Origin of the sequence: Enterobacter cloacae complex sp. IR53041 (assembly GCF_049238285.1) — a bacterium.
GTDB lineage: Bacteria > Pseudomonadota > Gammaproteobacteria > Enterobacterales > Enterobacteriaceae > Enterobacter > Enterobacter roggenkampii.
On sequence record NZ_JBMKHB010000019.1, the window covers coordinates 1 to 21,139 of the forward strand.

13 protein-coding genes and 1 pseudogene are annotated in these 21,139 nt (G+C 57.3%); 6 read left to right on the plus strand and 8 right to left on the minus strand.

The window, feature by feature from the left end; translation table 11 throughout:
- Positions 1 to 94: 94 nt before the first annotated feature.
- Positions 95 to 409: pseudogene (locus tag ACOTXF_RS14490) on the plus strand (FimD/PapC C-terminal domain-containing protein); the annotation flags it as partial.
- Positions 406 to 966: a hypothetical protein gene (locus ACOTXF_RS14495; protein WP_048962163.1), complete on the plus strand. Its 561-nt coding sequence runs from the start codon at positions 406 to 408 to the stop codon at positions 964 to 966. The pseudogene ACOTXF_RS14490 and the gene ACOTXF_RS14495, both read left to right, overlap by 4 nt.
- 181 nt (positions 967 to 1,147) lie before the next feature.
- On the opposite strand, the gene gltD is transcribed toward ACOTXF_RS14495, so the two are convergent.
- On the minus strand, positions 1,148 to 2,566 hold the full coding sequence (gene gltD / locus ACOTXF_RS14500) for a glutamate synthase subunit GltD (protein WP_048962165.1): 1,419 nt from the start codon (positions 2,564 to 2,566) through the stop codon (positions 1,148 to 1,150).
- A 9-nt stretch (positions 2,567 to 2,575) separates the two neighbouring features.
- A complete protein-coding gene (gene gltB / locus ACOTXF_RS14505) occupies positions 2,576 to 7,036 on the minus strand; it encodes a glutamate synthase large subunit (protein WP_021242273.1) in 4,461 nt (1,486 codons plus the stop codon).
- Positions 7,037 to 7,723: 687 nt separating this feature from the next.
- On the opposite strand from gltB, the gene ACOTXF_RS14510 reads away from it, so the two are divergent.
- Positions 7,724 to 8,665, plus strand: a complete 942-nt coding sequence (locus ACOTXF_RS14510) for a TIGR01212 family radical SAM protein (protein ID WP_115415101.1) — start codon at positions 7,724 to 7,726, stop codon at positions 8,663 to 8,665.
- Here the strand turns inward: ACOTXF_RS14510 and ACOTXF_RS14515 are convergent.
- Positions 8,645 to 10,147 (minus strand): helicase HerA-like C-terminal domain-containing protein, encoded by a 1,503-nt coding sequence (locus tag ACOTXF_RS14515; RefSeq protein WP_126325208.1) that lies wholly within the window; start codon positions 10,145 to 10,147, stop codon positions 8,645 to 8,647. The genes ACOTXF_RS14510 and ACOTXF_RS14515 overlap by 21 nt on opposite strands.
- Before the next feature lie 137 nt (positions 10,148 to 10,284).
- On the opposite strand from ACOTXF_RS14515, the gene ACOTXF_RS14520 reads away from it, so the two are divergent.
- Positions 10,285 to 11,925 carry a dihydroxyacetone kinase subunit DhaK gene (locus ACOTXF_RS14520; RefSeq protein WP_232926973.1) on the plus strand — a complete coding sequence of 547 codons (1,641 nt, stop codon included), beginning with the start codon at positions 10,285 to 10,287 and terminating at the stop codon, positions 11,923 to 11,925.
- Between the two features lie 43 nt (positions 11,926 to 11,968).
- On the opposite strand, the gene ahr is transcribed toward ACOTXF_RS14520, so the two are convergent.
- The 5 genes from ahr to pepA all read right to left on the minus strand — a co-directional run bounded on the left by ahr (position 11,969) and on the right by pepA (position 18,628).
- Positions 11,969 to 12,988 carry an NADPH-dependent aldehyde reductase Ahr gene (ahr, locus tag ACOTXF_RS14525; protein ID WP_048962172.1) on the minus strand — a complete coding sequence of 340 codons (1,020 nt, stop codon included), beginning with the start codon at positions 12,986 to 12,988 and terminating at the stop codon, positions 11,969 to 11,971.
- A gap of 83 nt (positions 12,989 to 13,071) precedes the next feature.
- Positions 13,072 to 13,575 carry a GNAT family N-acetyltransferase gene (locus ACOTXF_RS14530; RefSeq protein WP_421635286.1) on the minus strand — a complete coding sequence of 168 codons (504 nt, stop codon included), beginning with the start codon at positions 13,573 to 13,575 and terminating at the stop codon, positions 13,072 to 13,074.
- A 123-nt stretch (positions 13,576 to 13,698) separates the two neighbouring features.
- The gene (locus tag ACOTXF_RS14535) at positions 13,699 to 16,554 is read right to left on the minus strand and encodes a valine--tRNA ligase (protein ID WP_023294670.1); all 2,856 of its coding nucleotides are present in this window, start codon (positions 16,552 to 16,554) and stop codon (positions 13,699 to 13,701) included.
- Positions 16,554 to 16,997, minus strand: a complete 444-nt coding sequence (gene holC / locus ACOTXF_RS14540) for a DNA polymerase III subunit chi (protein WP_008502815.1) — start codon at positions 16,995 to 16,997, stop codon at positions 16,554 to 16,556. The genes ACOTXF_RS14535 and holC overlap by 1 nt, the downstream gene beginning before the upstream one ends.
- 119 nt (positions 16,998 to 17,116) lie before the next feature.
- Positions 17,117 to 18,628 (minus strand): leucyl aminopeptidase, encoded by a 1,512-nt coding sequence (pepA, locus tag ACOTXF_RS14545; protein WP_008501434.1) that lies wholly within the window; start codon positions 18,626 to 18,628, stop codon positions 17,117 to 17,119.
- A gap of 266 nt (positions 18,629 to 18,894) precedes the next feature.
- On the opposite strand from pepA, the gene lptF reads away from it, so the two are divergent.
- Together lptF and lptG are read left to right on the plus strand one after the other, a co-directional pair.
- Entirely contained in the window at positions 18,895 to 19,995 is a 1,101-nt protein-coding gene (lptF, locus tag ACOTXF_RS14550) for an LPS export ABC transporter permease LptF (protein WP_021242268.1), read from the plus strand.
- The gene (gene lptG / locus ACOTXF_RS14555) at positions 19,995 to 21,077 is read left to right on the plus strand and encodes an LPS export ABC transporter permease LptG (RefSeq protein ID WP_047746900.1); all 1,083 of its coding nucleotides are present in this window, start codon (positions 19,995 to 19,997) and stop codon (positions 21,075 to 21,077) included. Before lptF ends, lptG begins: the two co-directional genes overlap by 1 nt.
- Positions 21,078 to 21,139 lie beyond the last annotated feature (62 nt).

Sequence of the window (21,139 nt, forward strand, 5' to 3'; positions counted from 1 at the left end):
TAGCTGAACAGGAGGGACAGCTGATAGAAACAGAAGCCACTGGCGCACCTCAAAAACACCATCATACACTAAATCAGTAAGTTGGCACCATTACCGATATATCGCCGCAGGTCACGCTTCAGTCAGCGAGCTTGACTTCAAGGTGCTGAACAGCCGACGTGTGATGCTGCGTATGAAGCAAACCGATGGTCAGCCGCTGAGAAAAGGGCTGGCAATCGTGGATGAGAAGGGCAACTACATTGTGACGGTCGTTGATGATGGTCATGTCTTTATCAACGATGCGGATCAGTTACCGGCGCTGTACGCCATGGACGCCAACAACAATCGTTTGTGCAAACTCGATTTCGCTCTTCCTGAGAAACGCAATGAAGACGCCTTCTATGAAGAAGTAAACGGAGTATGCCGATGAATTATCAACAAACAGTAGGATTAACAGCGCTGGGGATACTTTTCTTCGTGGCGACTGCAAATGCGGAAGATTGCCAAATATCGCTTTCGCAGCCGGTGGTGGATTACCATGAAATGCGTCGAGATAATATCGATAAAACCCAGCAGAACTGGCACAAAATGGCGGACCGTACCCTCAACGTTAATGTTTACTGTCCGCAGCCGCAGCAAATGGCGGTGTTGTTACAGGGGACGGCAGGCGATAAAGGGCGCTTCACATTCGGCCAGTCTGGCGGGATGGCGGTTAAAATCGATGATATGACCATCGATGGTAAAAATTACACCGTCGGCAAAACGGTCGATCAGCTCGGTTTTACTCCGCAAAGCGGCACGCCTTCGCCGTTTTATGTGCGTAATAATGAAGCGGTTATTGCGGTTGATGATAATCAGGTGCCTTCAGGCCAGCAGATGAATTTCCGGGTCACGCTATCACCTGTGCTGGATGACAATGCGTTTAGCCGCATCACCGATCAAACCGTACTGGAAAGTGACTTAACCTGGACTCTGCTGACGAGGTAGCATTTCGGAGAGTAAAAAATAGCTCTTCATTATTTCTATCGCCAATGAAATGCCTGTTTTTTTCTTGCAGCTGACTCAAGCATTGATAGGCTGGCAACCTTCATGCTGAAATATCTGAAATTTTTTTGATTACGCTGTAGGTAACAAAGGGAATAAACCGGAAGGTTTATTCCCTTTTTTCTTACACTTCCAGGTAGTTCAGTATCCCGTCAGCCGCTTTGCGCCCTTCGGCAATCGCCGTCACCACCAGGTCGGAACCGCGAACGATATCGCCACCGGCGAAGATTTTCGGATTGCTGGTCTGGAAGGCATTATCGCTGCCTTCTGGCGCAATAATACGGCCCTGCGAGTCCAGCTCAACGCTGTGCTTCGCCAGCCATTCCATGCTGTGAGGACGGAAACCGAACGCCATCACCACGGCGTCGGCCGGGATCACGTGTTCAGAACCGGCCACGATCTCGGCGCGACGACGGCCTTTTGCATCCGGTGCGCCCATCTCAGTGCGCGCCATCTTCACGCCGCTCACTTTACCGTTGGCATTCACTTCAATACCCAGAGGCTGGATGTTGAACTGGAATTCCACGCCCTCTTCACGTGCGTTTTTCACTTCACGCTTAGAGCCCGGCATGTTCTCTTCGTCACGACGGTAGGCGCAGATCACGTGTGCCGCATTCTGACGAATCGAGGTACGCACGCAGTCCATCGCGGTATCACCGCCGCCCAGCACCACCACGCGTTTGCCTTCCATGCTGACGAAAGGCTCATCGGCGGTTTCGCCGTAGCCCATGATCTGCTTGGTGTTGGCAATCAGGAACGGCAGCGCGTCGTACACGCCCGGCGCGTCTTCGTTCTCCAGACCACCGCGCATGGACTGATAGGTACCCACGCCCAGGAACACGGCGTCGTAATCCTTCAGCAGATCGTCGAGCTGCACGTCGCGGCCCACTTCCACGTTCAGTTTGAACTCAATGCCCATGCCGGTGAAGATTTCGCGGCGACGGGTCATGACCTCTTTTTCCAGCTTGAAGGCCGGGATACCGAAGGTCAGCAGGCCGCCGATCTCCGGATGACGGTCAAAGACCACCGCCTTCACGCCGTTGCGGGTCAGCACGTCCGCACAGGCCAGGCCCGCCGGGCCCGCGCCGATGATCGCCACGCGCTTGTCGGTTTGACGCACACCGGTCATATCCGGACGCCAGCCCATCTCGAACGCTTTATCGTTGATGTAGCGCTCGATGTTGCCGATGGTCACCGCGCCAAACTCGTCGTTCAGCGTACAGGAACCTTCGCACAGACGGTCCTGAGGACACACGCGGCCGCAAACTTCCGGCAGGGTGTTGGTCTGGTGAGAGAGCTCGGCGGCTTCGAAAATACGCCCTTCGTTGGCCAGCTTCAGCCAGTTCGGGATGTAGTTGTGTACCGGACATTTCCATTCGCAGTAAGGGTTACCGCAGGACAGGCAGCGGTCTGCCTGTGCTTTGGCCTGGCCTTCTGAAAACGGCTCGTAGATTTCAACAAATTCAATTTTGCGGATCTTCAGCGGTTTCTTTGGCGGATCAACACGCTGCAGGTCGATAAACTGGTATACGTTCTGGCTCATCTGAATTCCTTACTGCGCCTGCACGCGCAGCTCTGCTGCGCTACGACTACGGTGACCCAACAGGGCTTTAACATCGCTGGACTTCGGCTTAACCAGCGCGAATTTCGCAGAGAACGCCGGCCAGTTCGCCAGGATCTCTTCGCCGCGCGAAGAACCGGTATGCTGCACGTGTTCGGTAATCAAACCGCGCAGGTGTTCTTCGTGAATGGCCAGCGTGTCAACGTCCAGCACTTCTACCAGTTCAGGGTTCACGCGTTTACGGAACTCACCGTCTTCATCCAGGACGTAGGCAAAACCGCCCGTCATGCCTGCGCCGAAGTTCACGCCGGTTTTACCCAGAACGCAAACAATCCCGCCCGTCATGTATTCACAACCGTTATCGCCAATGCCTTCCACCACGGTGATAGCACCGGAGTTACGCACCGCAAAACGCTCGCCCGCACGGCCCGCGGCAAACAGACGACCGCCGGTTGCGCCGTACAGGCAGGTGTTACCGATAATGCTGGCTTCATGGCTGCGGAAGGCTGAGCCGACCGGAGGACGTACCGCCAGAAGACCGCCCGCCATGCCTTTACCGACGTAGTCGTTGGCATCGCCGGTCAGGTACAGCTCAACGCCGCCTGCGTTCCACACGCCGAAGCTCTGACCCGCAGTACCGCTGAAGTGTGCGGTAATCGGATCGGCTGCCAGCCCCTGGTCACCGTGCGTCTGTGCAATGTAGCCGGAGAGGGAGGCACCCACGGAACGGTCGGTGTTGCGGATATCAAACCAGAACGTTTTGCTCTGCTTGTCGTCCACATACGGTTTCGCCTGCTGCAGCAGCTGCGCGTTCAGCACGCCGTTGTCGAACGGCGGGTTGTTCTCGGTGCAGTAGACCGCTTTGCCAGGATGCGGCTGCGCGGTTTCCAGCAGCTTAGACAGCTCCAGCTTCTGCTGCTTGGCCGTGAAGCCTTCCAGCTCTTTCAGCAGGTCGGTACGGCCAATCAGGTCTACCAGGCGCTTCACGCCCAGCTGCGCCATCAGCTCGCGGGTTTCACGGGCGATGAAGTCAAAGTAGTTGGTCACTTTGAACGGCAGGCCGTGGTAGTGGTTCTTACGCAGCTTCTCGTCCTGGGTCGCAACACCGGTTGCGCAGTTGTTCAGGTGGCAAATACGCAGGTATTTACAGCCGAGCGCAACCATTGGGCCGGTACCGAAGCCAAAGCTTTCCGCACCCAGAATCGCCGCCTTGATGATGTCGAGGCCGGTTTTCAGGCCACCGTCCACCTGCAGACGGATCTTGTGACGCAGACCGTTAGCCACCAGCGCCTGCTGGGTTTCCACCAGGCCAAGTTCCCACGGGCAGCCCGCATATTTCACGGAGGAGAGCGGGCTTGCGCCGGTACCACCGTCATAACCGGCGATGGTGATAAGGTCCGCATAGGCCTTCGCCACGCCGGTGGCAATGGTGCCGACGCCCGGTTCGGAAACCAGCTTCACGGAGATCATCGCTTTCGGGTTGACCTGCTTCAGGTCGAAAATCAGCTGCGCCAGGTCCTCGATAGAGTAGATATCGTGGTGCGGCGGCGGGGAGATCAGCGTCACGCCCGGTACCGAGTAGCGCAGTTTGGCGATGTACGGGGTAACTTTATCACCCGGCAACTGACCGCCTTCGCCCGGTTTCGCACCCTGAGCGACTTTAATCTGAATCACGTCGGCGTTGACCAGGTACGCTGGCGTCACGCCAAAGCGGCCGGATGCCACCTGCTTGATACGGGACACTTTGTTGGTGCCGTAACGGGCAGGATCTTCACCGCCTTCGCCGGAGTTAGAGTTGCCACCGATGCTGTTCATGGCTTCCGCCAGCGCCTCGTGGGCTTCCGGGCTCAGCGCGCCGATGGACATCGCCGCGGTATCGAAGCGTTTGAACAGTTCGGATGCCGGTTCGACTTCGTCAATGCTGACCGCTTCATCACCCGGATTCAGGGCAATGAGGTCGCGCAGCGTCGCCGCCGGACGGTTGTTCACCAGTTCAGCGTACTGCTGATAATCACGGTATTCGCCGCTCTGAACCGCCTGCTGCAGCGTGCGCACCACGTCAGGGTTGTAGGCATGATACTCGCCGCCGTGAACGTATTTCAGCAGACCGCCCTGATCCAGCGGCTTACGTGCCAGCCAGGCGCGCTTGGACAGGTTCACCAGATCCTGCTGGAAGTCAGCAAAACCGGCGCCGCCGATGCGGCTGACCACGCCCTGGAAGCAAAGGTTGGCGACCTCATCGTGCAGGCCGACCGCTTCAAACAGCTTCGAGCAGCGGTAGGAGGCAATGGTCGAGATGCCCATTTTGGACATGATCTTGTACAGACCTTTGTTGATGCCGTTACGGTAGTTCAGCATCACCGCGCGGTAATCTTTGTCGATCGCGCGGGTATCCACCAGACGGGCCAGCGTTTCATAGGCCAGGTACGGGTAGATCGCCGTCGCGCCAAAGCCTAACAGCACGGCAAAGTGGTGCGGGTCGCGCGCGCTGGCGGTTTCAACAATGATGTTGGCGTCGCAGCGCAGGCTCTTATCCACCAGACGCGTCTGGATAGCGCCCACCGCCATTGGTGCAGGCACCGGCAGACGGTTTTTCGCGATGTTGCGGTCGGACAATACCAGCAGCACGGTACCGTTACGCACCATCTGTTCGGCTTTGTCGCACAGCGCATTCACCGTCTCTTCGAGGCTCGCGTCGTTCACGTCGAAGGTAATATCGAGCGTGTCGGCGCGATAGTGCTCCTCTTTCATGGTGGTGAGCTGTTTGAAATCGGAGTACAGCAGGATCGGCGATTTAAAGGTCAGACGGTGCGCCTGGCCTTCGGCCTCGCAGAAGACGTTCATCTCGCGACCGATGCTGGTGGCCAGAGACATCACGTGGGCTTCACGCAGCGGATCGATTGGCGGGTTGGTGACCTGCGCAAACTGCTGGCGGAAGTAGTCGTAAATGATGCGCGGCTGGCTGGAGAGCACGGCAAACGGGGTATCGTCACCCATCGAGCCGACCGCTTCCTGGCCGTTTTCACCGAGCACGCGGATGACGGAGTCCAGCTCCTCCGCGCTGTAGTTAAACTGCTTTTGGTAGCTCGCGAGGGTGTCATCATCCAGCTCGCGGCTGCCCACTTCTTCATCCGACAGATCTTCAAACGGCACCAGACGACGCACGTTTTTCTCCATCCACTCTTTGTACGGATGGCGGCTCTTCAGATCGTTGTCGGTTTCGGCGGAGTGCAGGATGCGTCCACTGCGGGTGTCGATCACCATCAGCTCGCCCGGACCGACGCGGCCTTTCTCGACCACTTCGTCAGGCTGGTAATCCCAGATGCCGACTTCAGAGGCGCAGGTGATGAGCTTATCTTTGGTGATGACGTAGCGCGCCGGACGCAGGCCGTTACGGTCCAGGTTACACGCAGCGAAACGACCGTCGGACATGACGATGCCCGCCGGGCCGTCCCACGGCTCCATGTGCATGGAGTTAAAGTCGAAGAACGCGCGCAGCTCAGGGTCCATATCCGGGTTGTTCTGCCAGGCCGGCGGCACGAGCAGACGCATGGCGCGCACGATATCCATCCCGCCCGCCAGCAGCAGTTCCAGCATGTTATCCATCGAGCTGGAGTCCGAGCCGGTTTCGTTCACGAACGGCGCGGCATCATGCAGGTCAGGGATCAATGGCGTCTGGAACTTGTAGGTACGGGCGCGGGCCCACTGGCGGTTACCGGTAATAGTGTTGATCTCGCCGTTATGCGCCAGGTAGCGGAACGGCTGCGCCAGCGGCCAGCGTGGAACGGTGTTGGTGGAGAAGCGCTGGTGGAACAGGCAAATGGCCGATTCCAGACGCAGGTCCGCCAGGTCCAGGTAGAAGCGCGGCAGGTCAGCCGGCATACACAGACCTTTATAGATGTTCACCAGGTTAGAGAGGCTACAGACGTAGAACTCTTTATCGTCCTGGAGACGTTTTTCAATGCGGCGGCGGGCGATAAACAGACGGCGTTCCATATCACGCGGACGCCAGCCCGCAGGCGCGTTGACGAAAATCTGTTCAATACGAGGCAGCGAGGAGAGGGCGATTTCACCGAGCACCCCTTCGTTGGTTGGCACATCGCGCCAGCCGACAATCGACAGGGTTTCACGCTGAAGTTCTTCTTCGACGATGCGGCGTGAGGCGGCAGCCTTTTCAGGATCCTGGTTCAGGAACAGCATGCCGACAGCGTAGTTTTTGGCTAAACGCCAGCCGCGCTCTTCCGCCACGATGCGGAAGAAACGATCCGGTTTTTGCAGCAGCAGGCCGCAACCGTCGCCAGTTTTACCATCGGCAAGAATGGCGCCACGGTGCTGCATACGGGCCAGTGCGTGAATAGCGGTACGCACCACCTTGTGGCTAGGTTCGCCTTCTATGTGGGCGATCAGGCCGAAACCACAGTTATCCTTCTCAAGGGATTTATCGTACAACATATCAGTGAACCTCCCCAGGCTCGTCGGGCTTCCCACTGAACTTTACCGTGGCGCACAGGCACAGAAAGAGCATGGCGACGGGGTTTGCGTTTCATACGCGGACCTCGCATTCGCCCTCTTTTTCATCCTTTCGCGCAGGTAAACAAGTTTGAGGACTTGCTTCAGAGGAAATCTCAATTACTGCATAAATATGATGAGCAGGCCGCTCATCCAGAAAGCTTCCAGCGGATTTCCAACTTATCGGGAATTGGTACACAGGTCAAATGGCAATCTTATTTATACAAAAATGTGCTAAAGAGAGTTTATCTGTTTGTATTTTAAGGTTATTTAACTAATTTTACATTGAATGAATGCCCTGAAAGAGCGCAGCGGAGTGTGATCTGACTCACTATATGAAAGCGGTATTATCCCTGTAGCGTGCTGAATAGCGGTTTTATAGCAGAACAATAATCTGGCATTGGCCGCAAACCCGCATAAACACACTGTTTTTCAGTGATGGCGCTATAAATGAAAAAAACAATCAGAACATAAGGAAAAGTAATCACATGCGGCGTGAATGAAATTGCAGTAATCCTGAGTATTTATTCATATAGATAAAGGCCGTCCAGGGCGATTGATCCAGGTCATCGCCGACAGAGGCTAAAAATGGCAGGCTTGTCCCCTTTCTCCGGGACGGTCTATCAGATTATGCAGTTACAGAAATTAGTCAATATGTTTGGTGGGGATCTTTTGCAGCGGTACGGGCAAAAGGTTCATAAGCTGACGCTGCACGGCGGGTTTAGCTGCCCGAATCGCGACGGCACCATCGGGCGCGGTGGCTGCACCTTCTGTAACGTCGCGTCGTTTGCCGATGAAGCACAGCAACATAACTCTATCGCTGAGCAGCTTGCCCACCAGGCCAGCCTGGTGAACCGTGCGAAGCAGTATCTGGCCTATTTTCAGGCTTACACCAGCACGTGGGCGGAGGTGCAGGTATTGCGATCGATGTATCAGCAGGCCGTCAGCCAGGCCAGTATCGTTGGGCTGTGCGTGGGAACCCGCCCGGACTGCGTACCGGACGCGGTGCTGGACCTGCTCAGCGAGTACAAAGAACAAGGCTACGAGATCTGGCTGGAGCTGGGCTTGCAAACCGCACATGACAAAACGCTGCACCGTATCAACCGTGGCCATGATTTCGCCTGCTACCAGCGCACCACGCGGCTGGCACGCGAGCGCGGGCTGAAGGTCTGTTCACATCTGATTGTCGGTCTGCCCGGTGAAGGTCAACAGCATGGCCTTGAAACCTTGGAAAAAGTCGTTGAAACCGGCGTGGACGGCATCAAGCTTCATCCGCTGCATATCGTGAAGGGCAGCATTATGGCGAAAGCCTGGGAGGCCGGGCGGTTAAGCGGTATCGAGCTTGAGGACTATACGGTGACGGCGGGGGAGATGATTCGCCACACGCCACCGGAGATTGTCTACCACCGCATCTCGGCCAGCGCCCGCCGTCCAACGCTTCTGGCACCGCTGTGGTGTGAGAACCGCTGGACGGGGATGGTGGAAATTGACCGCTACCTGCAGGAGAACGGCGTACAGGGTTCGGCGCTGGGCCGCCCGTGGGTTCCGCGTCTAGCGGCGACGGCCGCCTAACAAACTCCCCAGCATGCCGCGTACGATCTGATTGGTGACCTGTCGCGCGGCGCTTTTCGCCATGGTCTGCACTACGCCGTCGCGTTTGCCGCCGCGCGGCCCGGTGCTGCCGAACAGGATGTCTTTGAGTCCACCAAGAATGCCGTCATCCACGGCGACAGACTGCCCTTTAGCGGCAGGCGCATCCTGCGATTCCGTTGTCGCCTGGACTCCTTTTTGCAGCATCTCGAAAGCAGATTCGCGATCCACCTCGTCTTCGTACTTCCCGTAAACCGTTGAGTGGTTAATCAGGCCGTTGCGTTCATCGTCGGTCACCGGCCCCATGCGCGAGCAAGGCGCAATGACCATGGCGCGTTCCACCACGGACGGGCTGCCCTTTGCATCCAGGAACGAGATCAGCGCTTCACCGGTTCCCAGCGCCTGAATGGCGGCTTCGGTATCAAAGGCCGGATTGGCGCGCATGGTTTGCGCAGCGGCTTTTACCGCTTTTTGATCTTTCGGCGTGAAGGCGCGCAGGGCGTGCTGTACGCGGTTACCGAGTTGTCCCAGTACGTTATCGGGGATATCCGACGGGTTTTGCGAGACAAACCAAACGCCGACGCCTTTGGAACGGATCAGGCGGATAACCTGCTCGATCTTGTCCAGCAGCACCTGCGGTGCATCGTTAAACAGCAGGTGCGCTTCATCAAAGAAGAACACCAGCTTCGGCTTCTCAAGGTCGCCCGCCTCTGGCAGCTGTTCGTAAAGTTCAGAGAGCATCCACAGCAGGCTGGCGGCGTAGAGTTTCGGCATCTGGTAGAGCTTTTCGGAGCTCAGGATGTTAATAATCCCTTTGCCGCTGCTGTCGGTGCGCATCCAGTCTTTGATATCCAGCATGGGTTCACCAAAGAAATGTTCAGCGCCCTGTTGCTCAAGCGTCAGTAGCCCACGCTGAATAGCGCCCACCGAGGCGCTGCTGATGTTGCCGTACTGGTTCTGGAAGGATTTGGCGTTATCGCCGATGTACTGCGTAATGGCGCGCAGATCTTTGAAATCAAGCAGCAGTAGCCCCTGGTCATCGGCAATGCGGAAGATAATATTCAGCACGCCGGACTGCACGTCGTTGAGGTTAAGCAGACGGGACAGCAGCAGCGGGCCAAGATCGGAGACGGTGGCGCGTACCGGGTGGCCTTTTTCACCGAAGATGTCCCATACCACCACCGGGTTACCGTGCGGCGTCCAGTCCGTGATGCCAATATTTTTCAGCCGTTCGAGCAGTTTTTCAGAGGCGGTACCCTCCTGAGCCACACCGGTTAAATCGCCTTTTACGTCAGCCATAAAGACCGGTACGCCAATCTCCGAAAGCGACTCCGCCAGCTTTTGCAGGGTGACCGTTTTCCCCGTCCCGGTCGCACCGGTGATCAGACCGTGGCGGTTCGCCATCGCGGGCAGTAAATAGAGCTCTTTTTCCAGCGTCCGGGCAATTAACAATGGTGTACTCATGATGCGCTTCCTCTCATAGTCCTGGGTGGAGTATAGGCAACCTGACGGTAAAACGGCTGAGTAAATTGCTGACTTTGCGGCGCATTATCCAGCGCGGACTATGCTTTTGCATACGGTTCACAAAATAGTGGGAAACTATGTCCAGATTCTTCTTTAACGATCGCAAACAGCTGGTCAACGATGCCATTGAAGGCATACTGCTCTCTGCGCCACATGCCAATCTCGTCAAGCTTGATATCGATCCGGCCATCAGGATCGTCGCGCGCGGCGACTGGGATAAAAGCCGCGTGGCGGTAATTTCCGGCGGCGGCTCAGGCCACGAACCCGCACACGCCGGGTTTGTTGGGAAAGGGATGCTGACGGCGGCTGTGTGCGGCGATCTGTTTGCCTCGCCGAGCGTGGATGCGGTACTGAATGCCATCGTCGCGGTCACGGGCGATCGCGGCTGTCTGCTGATCGTCAAAAACTACACCGGCGACCGCCTGAACTTCGGCCTGGCCGCTGAAAAGGCCAAACGCTACGGCCTGAAGGTGGAGATGGTGATTGTGGCGGACGATATCGCGCTGCCGGATAACAAGCAGCCGCGCGGTATTGCCGGTACGGCACTGGTGCACAAGATTGCGGGCTATGCGGCGGAGCAGGGGAAATCGCTGAGCGAGGTGCGGGATATTGCGCAACAGGCCTGCGATAACCTCTGGAGCCTGGGCGTAGCGATGCAAACGTGCAACCTGCCGGGCAGCGACGATGAAGAGGGGCGCATTAAGCAAGGCCATGTCGAGCTGGGCCTGGGCATTCACGGCGAGCCCGGGGCTTCCGTGGTGGATACGCAAAACAGCAAAGCCATTATCGACACCCTGGTGACGCCGTTACGCGCGCAGGCGGGGGAGGGGCGTTTTGCGGTGCTGATTAACAATCTTGGCGGCGTATCGGCGCTGGAGATGGCGCTGCTGACCAAAGAGCTGGCGCACTCGGCGCTGAAAGAGAATATCGCGTACCTGATTGGCCCTGCGCCGCTGGTCAGCGCGCTGGATATGAAAGGCTTTTCTTTGACGCTGCTGAAGCTCAACGATTTCTTTGAAAAGGCGATTCACGCCGACGTCGAGACGCTGGGCTGGCAGAAGCCCGTCGCGTTTGCGCCACTGCGCACCGTGGCGCACAGCGCCATTCATGACCGTGTGGAGTACACTCCGTCTGACAATCCACAGGTGCGTGCGTTTGTCTCCTCCGTGACGACAACGCTGCTCCAGCTCGAAAACCGCCTGAACGCGCTGGATGCTAAAGTGGGGGATGGCGATACCGGCTCTACCTTTGCGCAAGTGGCGCGGGATATTGCGCAGCGCCTGGAGGAGAACGCGCTCCCGCTTAATGACGTGCCTAAGCTGCTGTTACTGGTTGGCGAGCGGCTGGCTACGGTAATGGGCGGGTCGAGCGGCGTGCTGATGTCGATCTTCTTTACCGCGGCCGGGCAAAAGCTTCACGATGGTCAGACGCTCCCGGAGGCCTTGCTCAGTGGACTTGCGCAGATGAAGCAGTACGGCGGGGCAGATCTCGGCGATCGCACGCTGATCGATGCGCTGCAACCGGCGCTGGAGGCGTTACAGAAAGGCAATATTCAGGCGGCAGCGCAGGCCGCGCAGCAGGGCGCAGAAGCAACGTCGAAGATGGCGAAAGTCGGCGCGGGACGCTCGTCGTATGTCAATAAAGAGAACCTGGATGGGGTGATGGATCCGGGAGCGGTCGCGGTAGCGGAAGTATTTAACGTATTGGCGCAGCAGTGAAAGTAGGCCGGGTAAGGCGAAGCCGCCACCCGGCAAACTCACATCAGAAATCTGCTTTCAGCACCACGCGGTAGCGGGCTTTGCCGTCGCGCACGTGCTGGATCGCTTCGTTGATTTTTGACATCGGATACAGTTCGGTGGTCGGCGCCACTTTGGTGCGTCCGGCGAATTTCATCAGTTTGCGCAGCTCGTACGGCGTACCGGTTGCAGAACCGGAGATGCTGCGATCCCCGCCGATCAGGGTAAACGCCGGAACCGGCAGCGGCTTCATTACCGCACCCACGGTGTGGAAGTTACCGCCGTAGGCCAGCGCTTCAAAGTACGGCTGCCAGTCGAGATCCACGTTAACGGTGTTGATGATCAGGTCAAACTGGCCCGCCAGCGCGTTCAGCGCCTGCGGATCGCGGCTGTTCACCACTTTATCCGCCCCCATCGCCAGCACTTCTTTCTCTTTCGCCGGGTTCGAGCTGAACGCCGTGACTTCACAGCCCATCGCGTGCAGCAGCTTAATGGCAATATGCCCCAGTCCGCCGATACCGATGACGCCGACGCGGCTGGTAGCGGTGATATGGTGCATCAGCAGCGGCTTGAAGACGGTGATGCCGCCACACAGCAGCGGACCGGCGGATTCGATATCAATGCTGTCCGGCAGCGGGATGACCCATTGCCAGTCGGCGCGCAGTTTATCGGCAAAACCGCCTTTGTTGAGAATGGTGGGAACGGCGCCTTCGAGGCAGTTGATTTGATTGCCGCTGATACAGGCATCGCAGTGACCGCAGCTGCGTGCCGTCCAGCCAATGCCCACGCGCTGGCCAACCTTCAGCCCTTTTTCCTGCGCGGCGCTACCGAGCGCCACGACGCGGCCAATAACTTCGTGCCCGGCAACCAGCGGATAGCTGGAGAAGCCCCATTCGTTGTCGATCATCGAGAGATCCGAGTGGCAGATCCCGCAGTAATCAACCTGTACTTCGACGTCTTCTGCTTTTAGTTCGCCCGCATCGTACTCGTACAGCTCTAGTTCTGCACCCGCCTGCGGTGCGGCGTAGCTTTTTATCTTCGACATCGTGTTTCCCCCGTTGTGGTGTGAACTGAGAGTGTAGAGCATTCAGTTTACAGCCGCTTAACAGAAGAGGGCAGGAACGAAAGTTACAGACTTTTCAGCATTCTGACTTCGCAATCAACGTGGCCGGTACAGCCCAGCGGCGCATCGATATGCTCAAAGCCCAGATGTTCATACAGGCCGATGGCCTCTTTGAGGAAGGCGGTCGTTTCAAGGTAGCAGCGGGTAAAACCCTGCTTGCGCGCGTGGTCCAGCGCCATCAGCGCCAGCTTTTTTGCCAGTCCTTGTCCGCGTGCCGCTGGCAGGAAATACATTTTCTGCAGTTCGCAGATATCCGGCTCGCTGCAGCTGAGGGGCGCCACGCCGCCGCCGCCCACGACCTGACCGTTCTGCTCGATGACCCAGTAGGCATGACCAGGCTGGCTGTAGAGCTGGAAAAGCGCGTCCAGATTCGGGTCGGCAACCGTGTAGCCCTTGTCAGCCGTCAGTCCATATTCGGCAGAAACGGTGCGAATAACGGCGGCGATAGCCGGGTTATCCTGCTCAGCGATCCGGCGCATCGTCGTCGTGACGGGGGTAATCACGCTCATAGCATTACTCATTACAAAAATTGACACATAACTGCTGTTAATAGCACCGCAGAAAGGGGAGTGCAAGCGAGGAGTTTTCAGGAAGGTTACCCCTTACGCCCTGAAGCGTAAGGGGTAAAAGCATTACAGGGCAGCGATAACCGCCTGCTGCTCAATCAGCTTGGTCTTCGCATCGGCGAAGGCAACCAGACGCTCACGCTCTTTCGCGATGACCGCTTCCGGCGCGCGGGCAACAAAGCCTTCGTTCGCCAGTTTGCTTTCGATTTTGCCAATTTCCACGTCGACTTTCGCCACTTCTTTCGCCAGACGAGCCAGCTCAGCGTCTTTGTCGATCAGACCTGCCATCGGGATCAGCAGCTCGGCACCGTCGATGATTTTGGTCACGGAAACCGGACCTTTGTCATCAGCAGGCAGCACGGTGATGCTTTCCAGACGCGCCATGGTTTTCAGGAAGGTGTTGTTCTCGGTGACGCGACGAACGGCCGCTTCGCTACAGCCGCGCAGCAGCAGCTCCAGCGGTTTGCCCGGCGCGATGTTCATTTCAGCACGAATGTTACGTACCGCCACGATCGCCTGCTTCAGCCACTCGGTATCCGCAGACGCCGCTTCATCAACCTTAGCTGCATCGAATGCCGGGAACGGCTGCAGCATGATGGTGTCGGCGTTGATGCCTGCAATCACCTTCACGCGCTGCCAGATGGTCTCGGTGATGAATGGAATAACCGGATGCGCCAGGCGCAGCAGGCCTTCCAGAACGGTAATCAGCGTGTTGCGCGTGCCGCGCAGTTCCGCCTCAGTGCCGCCGTTCATGACCGGCTTCGCCAGCTCCAGATACCAGTCACAGAACTGGTTCCAGGTGAATTCATACAGAATGCCCGCCGCGATATCGAAGCGGTAGCTGTCCAGCGCCTCGCGGAACGCTTTCACGGTCTGGTTGAATTCCGCCAGGATCCAGCGGTCGGCCAGGGAGAGGGTCATCTCGCCGCCGTTGAAGCCGCAATCCTGATCTTCGGTGTTCATCAGCACAAAGCGGCTGGCGTTCCAAAGCTTGTTACAGAAGTTACGGTAACCTTCCAGACGCTTCATGTCCCAGTTGATGTCACGGCCGGTCGAGGCCAGCGCTGCCAGGGTGAAGCGCAGGGCGTCGGTACCGTGAGCCTCAATCCCGTTCGGGAACTGCTTCTCGGTGCGCTTGCGGATTTTCTCCGCCAGCTGAGGCTGCATCATGTTGCCGGTGCGTTTTTCCAGCAGCTCTTCCAGAGAAATACCGTCAACCATATCCAGCGGGTCAATGACGTTACCCTTGGATTTGGACATCTTCTGGCCTTCGTCGTCGCGGATCAGACCGGTCATGTAGACGGTATGGAACGGAACCTGCGGCTTGCCGTCTTCGTCTTTGATGAAGTGCATGGTCATCATGATCATGCGGGCAATCCAGAAGAAGATAATGTCGAAGCCGGACACCATCACGCTGGTTGGGTGGAACTGACGCAGCGCGTCGGTGTTTTCTGGCCAGCCGAGGGTGGAGAAGGTCCACAGCGCGGAGGAGAACCAGGTATCCAGCACGTCTTCGTCCTGACGCAGGGCAACGTCAGCGCTCAGGTTGTTTTCCTGGCGCACTTCATCTTCGCTGCGGCCAACGTACACGTTGCCTTCGTTGTCGTACCATGCCGGGATACGGTGACCCCACCACAGCTGACGGGAGATACACCAGTCCTGAATATCGCGCATCCAGGAGAAGTACATGTTTTCGTACTGCTTCGGCACGAACTGAATGCTGCCGTTCTCAACCGCTTCAACAGCCGGTTTCGCCAGCACGTCGGCACGCACGTACCACTGGTCGGTCAGCATTGGCTCGATAACCACGCCGCCACGGTCGCCGTACGGCACGGTCAGATCGTGAGGCTTGATCTCTTCCAGCAGGCCGAGTGCGTCAACAGCAGCCACGATGGCTTTACGCGCGGCAAAGCGTTCCAGCTTCTGGAACTCGGCCGGGATGTCGCTGGAATAGACGTCGGATTCGTTGCCTTTGGTGTCGTACACTTCTGCGCTTTCGCGGATATCGCCGTCGAAGGTCAGAATGTTGATCATCGGCAGGGCGTGACGACGACCCACTTCATAGTCGTTGAAGTCGTGCGCCGGGGTGATTTTCACGCAGCCGGTGCCTTTTTCCATGTCGGCGTGTTCGTCGCCCACAATCGGAATACGGCGGTTTACCAGCGGCAGCACCACGAATTTGCCAATCAGATCTTTATAACGCGGATCTTCCGGGTTAACGGCCACGCCGGTATCGCCCAGCAGGGTTTCCGGACGGGTGGTCGCGACCACCAGGTAATCTTTACCGTCAGCGGTTTTTGCGCCGTCGGCCAGCGGATAGCGGATGTGCCACATGGAGCCTTTAGACTCGCGGTTTTCCACTTCCAGATCGGAAATCGCGGTGCGCAGTTTTGGATCCCAGTTAACCAGGCGCTTGCCGCGGTAAATCAGGTCTTCTTTATACAGGCGGACGAAGACTTCTTTCACGGCGTTGGAAAGGCCTTCATCCATGGTGAAGCGCTCGCGCTCCCAGTCCACGGAGTTGCCGAGACGGCGCATCTGACGGGTAATGGTGCCGCCAGATTCCGCTTTCCACTGCCAGATTTTGTCGATGAACGCGTCGCGACCGTAGTCGTGGCGGGTTTTCCCTTCTTCAGCGGCAATTTTACGCTCAACCACCATCTGGGTCGCGATACCCGCGTGGTCAGTCCCCGCCTGCCACAGGGTGTTTTTGCCCTGCATGCGCTGGTAGCGGATCATGGTGTCCATGATGGTCTGCTGGAAAGCATGACCCATATGCAAACTGCCGGTGACGTTCGGCGGCGGGATCATGATGCAGAAGGACTCTTTGCTTTCGTCGCCGTTAGGCTTGAAATAGCCCTGCTGTTCCCAGTGCTCGTAAAGCGGCTGTTCGATATCGCGTGGGTTATATGTCTTTTCCATTATTTCCAGGTTGCCGTATTCAGGTTAAAACCAGCCAGGCGGTACGCTTTATAGCGTTCGCGTGCCAGTTGTTTCAAGGATTCTTCGTAAGGGACAAAGTCTACCACTTCTGTGAAAGCGGTGGCAAAATCTGCAAAATCTATCCGCAGGCTAATCAGAATGTCGCGCGCGCTGCTGTTGCGCTTTTGCGGCCAGGCAATTTCCACCGGCGCCCCGCCGCGTGGCCCTTCGCCTGACAGGTTATGCGGAACAAAGCTCTCCGGCGGGCGGGCCCACAGCGCTTCATCGAGACGAATCGCCTGCTGCTCATCTTCACAGGCTATCAACACGCGTTTGCCTGCGCGCCAACGTTCTGCGGCAATTTCACACACCAGCTGTTCGACGGCGCTGAGTCCATCCTGATGGGTGTCGTTGTCCAGAAGGTAGAACGTTGCATTCTTCATAATATGGGGCTTCTTGTCGTGGATTTAAATGCAAAGCCGGGTGGCGCTACGCTTACCCGGCCTACGGTTGAATGACGTTGTAGGCCGGGTAAGGCGAAGCCGCCACCCGGCACTTTATATCACTCGTCGCCGTTAAAACCCGCACGGTTGAGCAGGAACTGCGACAGCAGCGCCACCGGACGACCGGTTGCGCCTTTGGCCTTACCGGAGCGCCATGCGGTGCCCGCGATATCCAGGTGCGCCCAGTTGTACTTGCGGGTAAAGCGCGCCAGGAAGCATCCCGCGGTGATCGCCCCGCCAGGACGTCCGCCAATGTTCGCCATATCCGCGAAGTTAGACTCCAGCTGCTCCTGATATTCATCACCCAGCGGCAGACGCCATGCGCGGTCACCGGCCTGCTCCGAGGCGCTAATCAGCTCGTGCGCCAGCGGATTATGGTTAGACATCAGGCCGGTAATGTGGTGGCCCAGCGCAATCACGCAGGCACCGGTCAGGGTGGCGACGTCAATGACCGCTTCTGGCTCGAAGCGCTCAACGTAGGTCAACACGTCACAGAGTACCAGACGGCCTTCAGCGTCGGTGTTCAGCACTTCTACCGTCTGGCCAGACATAGTGGTCAGGACGTCACCCGGGCGATACGCGCGACCGCCGGGCATGTTTTCGCAGCCCGCCAGGACGCCGATCACGTTGATCGGCAGCTGAAGCTCCGCGACCATGCGCATCACGCCGTAAACCGCCGCCGCGCCGCACATGTCGTATTTCATCTCGTCCATGCCTTCCGCAGGCTTGATGGAGATACCGCCGGAATCGAAGGTCAGGCCTTTACCGACCAGCACGACAGGGCGCGCGTCTTCGGCCGGGTTGCCCTTGTACTCGATAACCGACATCAGGGATTCGTTCTGCGAGCCGTTACCGACCGCCAGATAAGAGTGCATTCCCAGCTCTTTCATCTGCTGTTCGCCGATGACGCGGGTAATCACGTTTTTGCTGTAGGCGTCGGCCAGCTGGCGCGCCTGAGAGGCGAGGTAAGCGGCGTTACAGATGTTCGGCGGCATGTTGCCGAGATCTTTTGCCGCTTTAATACCGGCGGCAATCGCCAGACCGTGCTGAATGGCGCGCTCGCCGCTGGTCAGCTCGCGACGGGTTGGCACGTTAAAGACCATTTTACGCAGCGGACGACGCGGCTCGCTTTTATTGGTCTTCAGCTGATCGAAGCTGTACAGGCTCTCTTTTGCCGTTTCGACTGCCTGACGCACTTTCCAGTAGGTGTTACGCCCTTTAACGTGCAGCTCGGTCAGGAAGCAGACGGCTTCCATTGAACCGGTATCATTCAGCGTATTGATGGTTTTCTGAATCACCTGCTTGTACTGACGTTCATCCAGCTCGCGTTCTTTGCCGCAGCCAATCAGCAGAATGCGCTCTGACAGTACGTTCGGAACATGGTGCAGTAACAGCGTCTGCCCAGGTTTGCCTTCCAGTTCGCCACGGCGCAGCAGGGCGCTAATATAGCCGTCACTGATTTTATCGAGTTGTTCGGCGATCGGGGAGAGTCGGCGTGGTTCAAAGACGCCCACAACGATGCAGGCACTCCGCTGTTTCTCCGGGCTACCGCTTTTTACACTGAACTCCATGCACTACGCTCCTGAATCTTAAAGACAACGGCGGCGGCTACGGATAGAATTGAAACCTTTCGTAACTCATGTCCGCTGTTGTGGTGACTTCGTGTTAATCTTACGTTACTACGGTTTCGACACGTCAGAAAAAGTCCTGAAGCGTGAATCCGCCGGATGTTTTAATCTTAGCGATGATTTCGACGACTCAAGAGAATAAATGACGTTTAAGCCATGAAACAAGCGATTTTCCAGCAAAGAGACGGGTTTTTACGGGCGTATTTAAAGTGATAATCATAAGATATCTGGTGCGGGAGACGCTCAAAAGCCAACTGGCGATCCTCTTCATCCTGCTGCTGATTTTTTTCTGTCAGAAGCTGGTTAAGATCCTCGGTGCGGCCGTTGACGGCGAAATTCCAACAAATCTGGTGCTTTCCCTGCTTGGTTTAGGGATCCCGGAAATGGCGCAGCTTATCCTGCCGCTAAGTCTTTTCCTTGGCCTGCTCATGACGCTTGGGAAACTCTACACCGAGAGTGAAATCACGGTGATGCATGCCTGTGGCCTGAGCAAAGCGGTGCTGGTCAAAGCCGCCATGATACTGGCGCTGTTCACGGGTATCGTTGCGGCGGTGAATGTGATGTGGGCGGGTCCTCTGTCTTCTCGCCATCAGGACGAAGTGCTGGCCGAAGCGAAAGCCAACCCCGGCATGGCGGCGTTAGCTCAGGGGCAGTTCCAGCAGGCAACCGACGGGAACTCCGTGCTGTTTATTGAGAGCGTTGACGGCAGCAAATTCAACGATGTTTTCTTGGCGCAGCTGCGTCCTAAAGGTAACGCGCGTCCTTCTGTGGTGGTTGCCGACTCCGGTCAGCTTGCTCAGCGCAAAGATGGTTCTCAGGTCGTGACGCTGAACAAAGGCACCCGTTTCGAAGGCACCGCGATGCTGCGTGACTTCCGCATTACGGATTTCCAGAACTATCAGGCCATTATCGGCCATCAGACCGTGGCGCTCGATCCAACGGATACTGAGCAAATGGACATGCGTACCCTCTGGAATACCGATACCAACCGAGCGCGTGCTGAGTTCCACTGGCGTATTACGCTTGTCTTCACCGTGTTCATGATGGCGCTGATAGTCGTTCCGCTGAGCGTGGTGAACCCACGTCAGGGACGCGTGCTCTCTATGCTGCCAGCGATGCTGCTTTACCTGATCTATTTCCTGCTGCAAACCTCGATTCGTTCCAACGGCGCGAAGGGTAAGCTGGACCCTATGGTCTGGACATGGTTCGTTAACAGCCTGTACATCTTACTGGCGCTGGGGTTAAACCTGTGGGATACGGTGCCTGTGCGCCGCATACGTGCCCGATTCTCGCGTAAAGGAGCCATCTAATGCAGGCGTTTGGCGTTCTTGATCGCTATATCGGTAAAACCATTTTTACCACCATCATGATGACGTTGTTCATGCTGGTGTCCCTCTCCGGCATTATCAAATTTGTCGATCAGCTGAAAAAAGCCGGGCAGGGGAGTTATGACGCGCTGGGCGCGGGGATGTATACCCTGCTCAGCGTGCCGAAAGATGTGCAGATCTTCTTCCCGATGGCGGCCCTGCTGGGGGCGCTGCTGGGGCTGGGGATGCTGGCGCAGCGCAGTGAGCTGGTCGTTATGCAGGCTTCGGGTTTTACCCGTATGCAGGTCGCGCTGTCGGTAATGAAAACCGCCATCCCCCTGGTGCTGTTGACCATGGCGATTGGCGAGTGGGTCGCGCCGCAGGGCGAACAGATGGCGCGTAACTACCGTGCTCAGGCCATGTACGGCGGCTCACTGCTCTCGACTCAGCAAGGTTTATGGGCGAAAGACGGTAAAAACTTCGTCTACATCGAACGGGTGAAGGGGAATGATGAACTGGGCGGGGTGAGCATCTACGCTTTCGATGACCAGCGCCGTCTGCAGTCCGTTCGCCACGCCTCTTCGGCGAAGTTTGACGCCGAACATAAGCAGTGGCGGTTGTCCCAGGTTGATGAATCTGACCTGACCGATCCGAAACAGATTACGGGTGCTCAGACGGTAACCGGTACGTGGAAAACCAACCTGACGCCCGATAAGCTCGGCGTCGTGGCGCTGGATCCTGACGCGCTCTCCATCAGCGGTTTGCACAACTATGTGAAATACCTGAAGTCGAGCGGACAGGATGCGGGACGCTATCAGCTCAACATGTGGGGCAAAATCTTCCAGCCGATGTCCGTGGCGGTAATGATGCTGATGGCGCTGTCGTTTATCTTCGGTCCGTTGCGCAGCGTGCCGATGGGGGTCCGCGTCGTGACCGGCATCAGCTTCGGCTTTGTGTTCTACGTGCTCGATCAGATCTTCGGTCCGCTGACGCTGGTTTATGGCATTCCGCCGATTATCGGTGCGCTGCTGCCAAGCGCCAGCTTCCTCCTGATCAGTCTCTGGCTGCTATTGAAACGCTCCTGATTGACCTCGCCTCGCTTCCGGTTACCCGGGAGCGAGGCTAATCTCCTGTTTCACCCCGCACT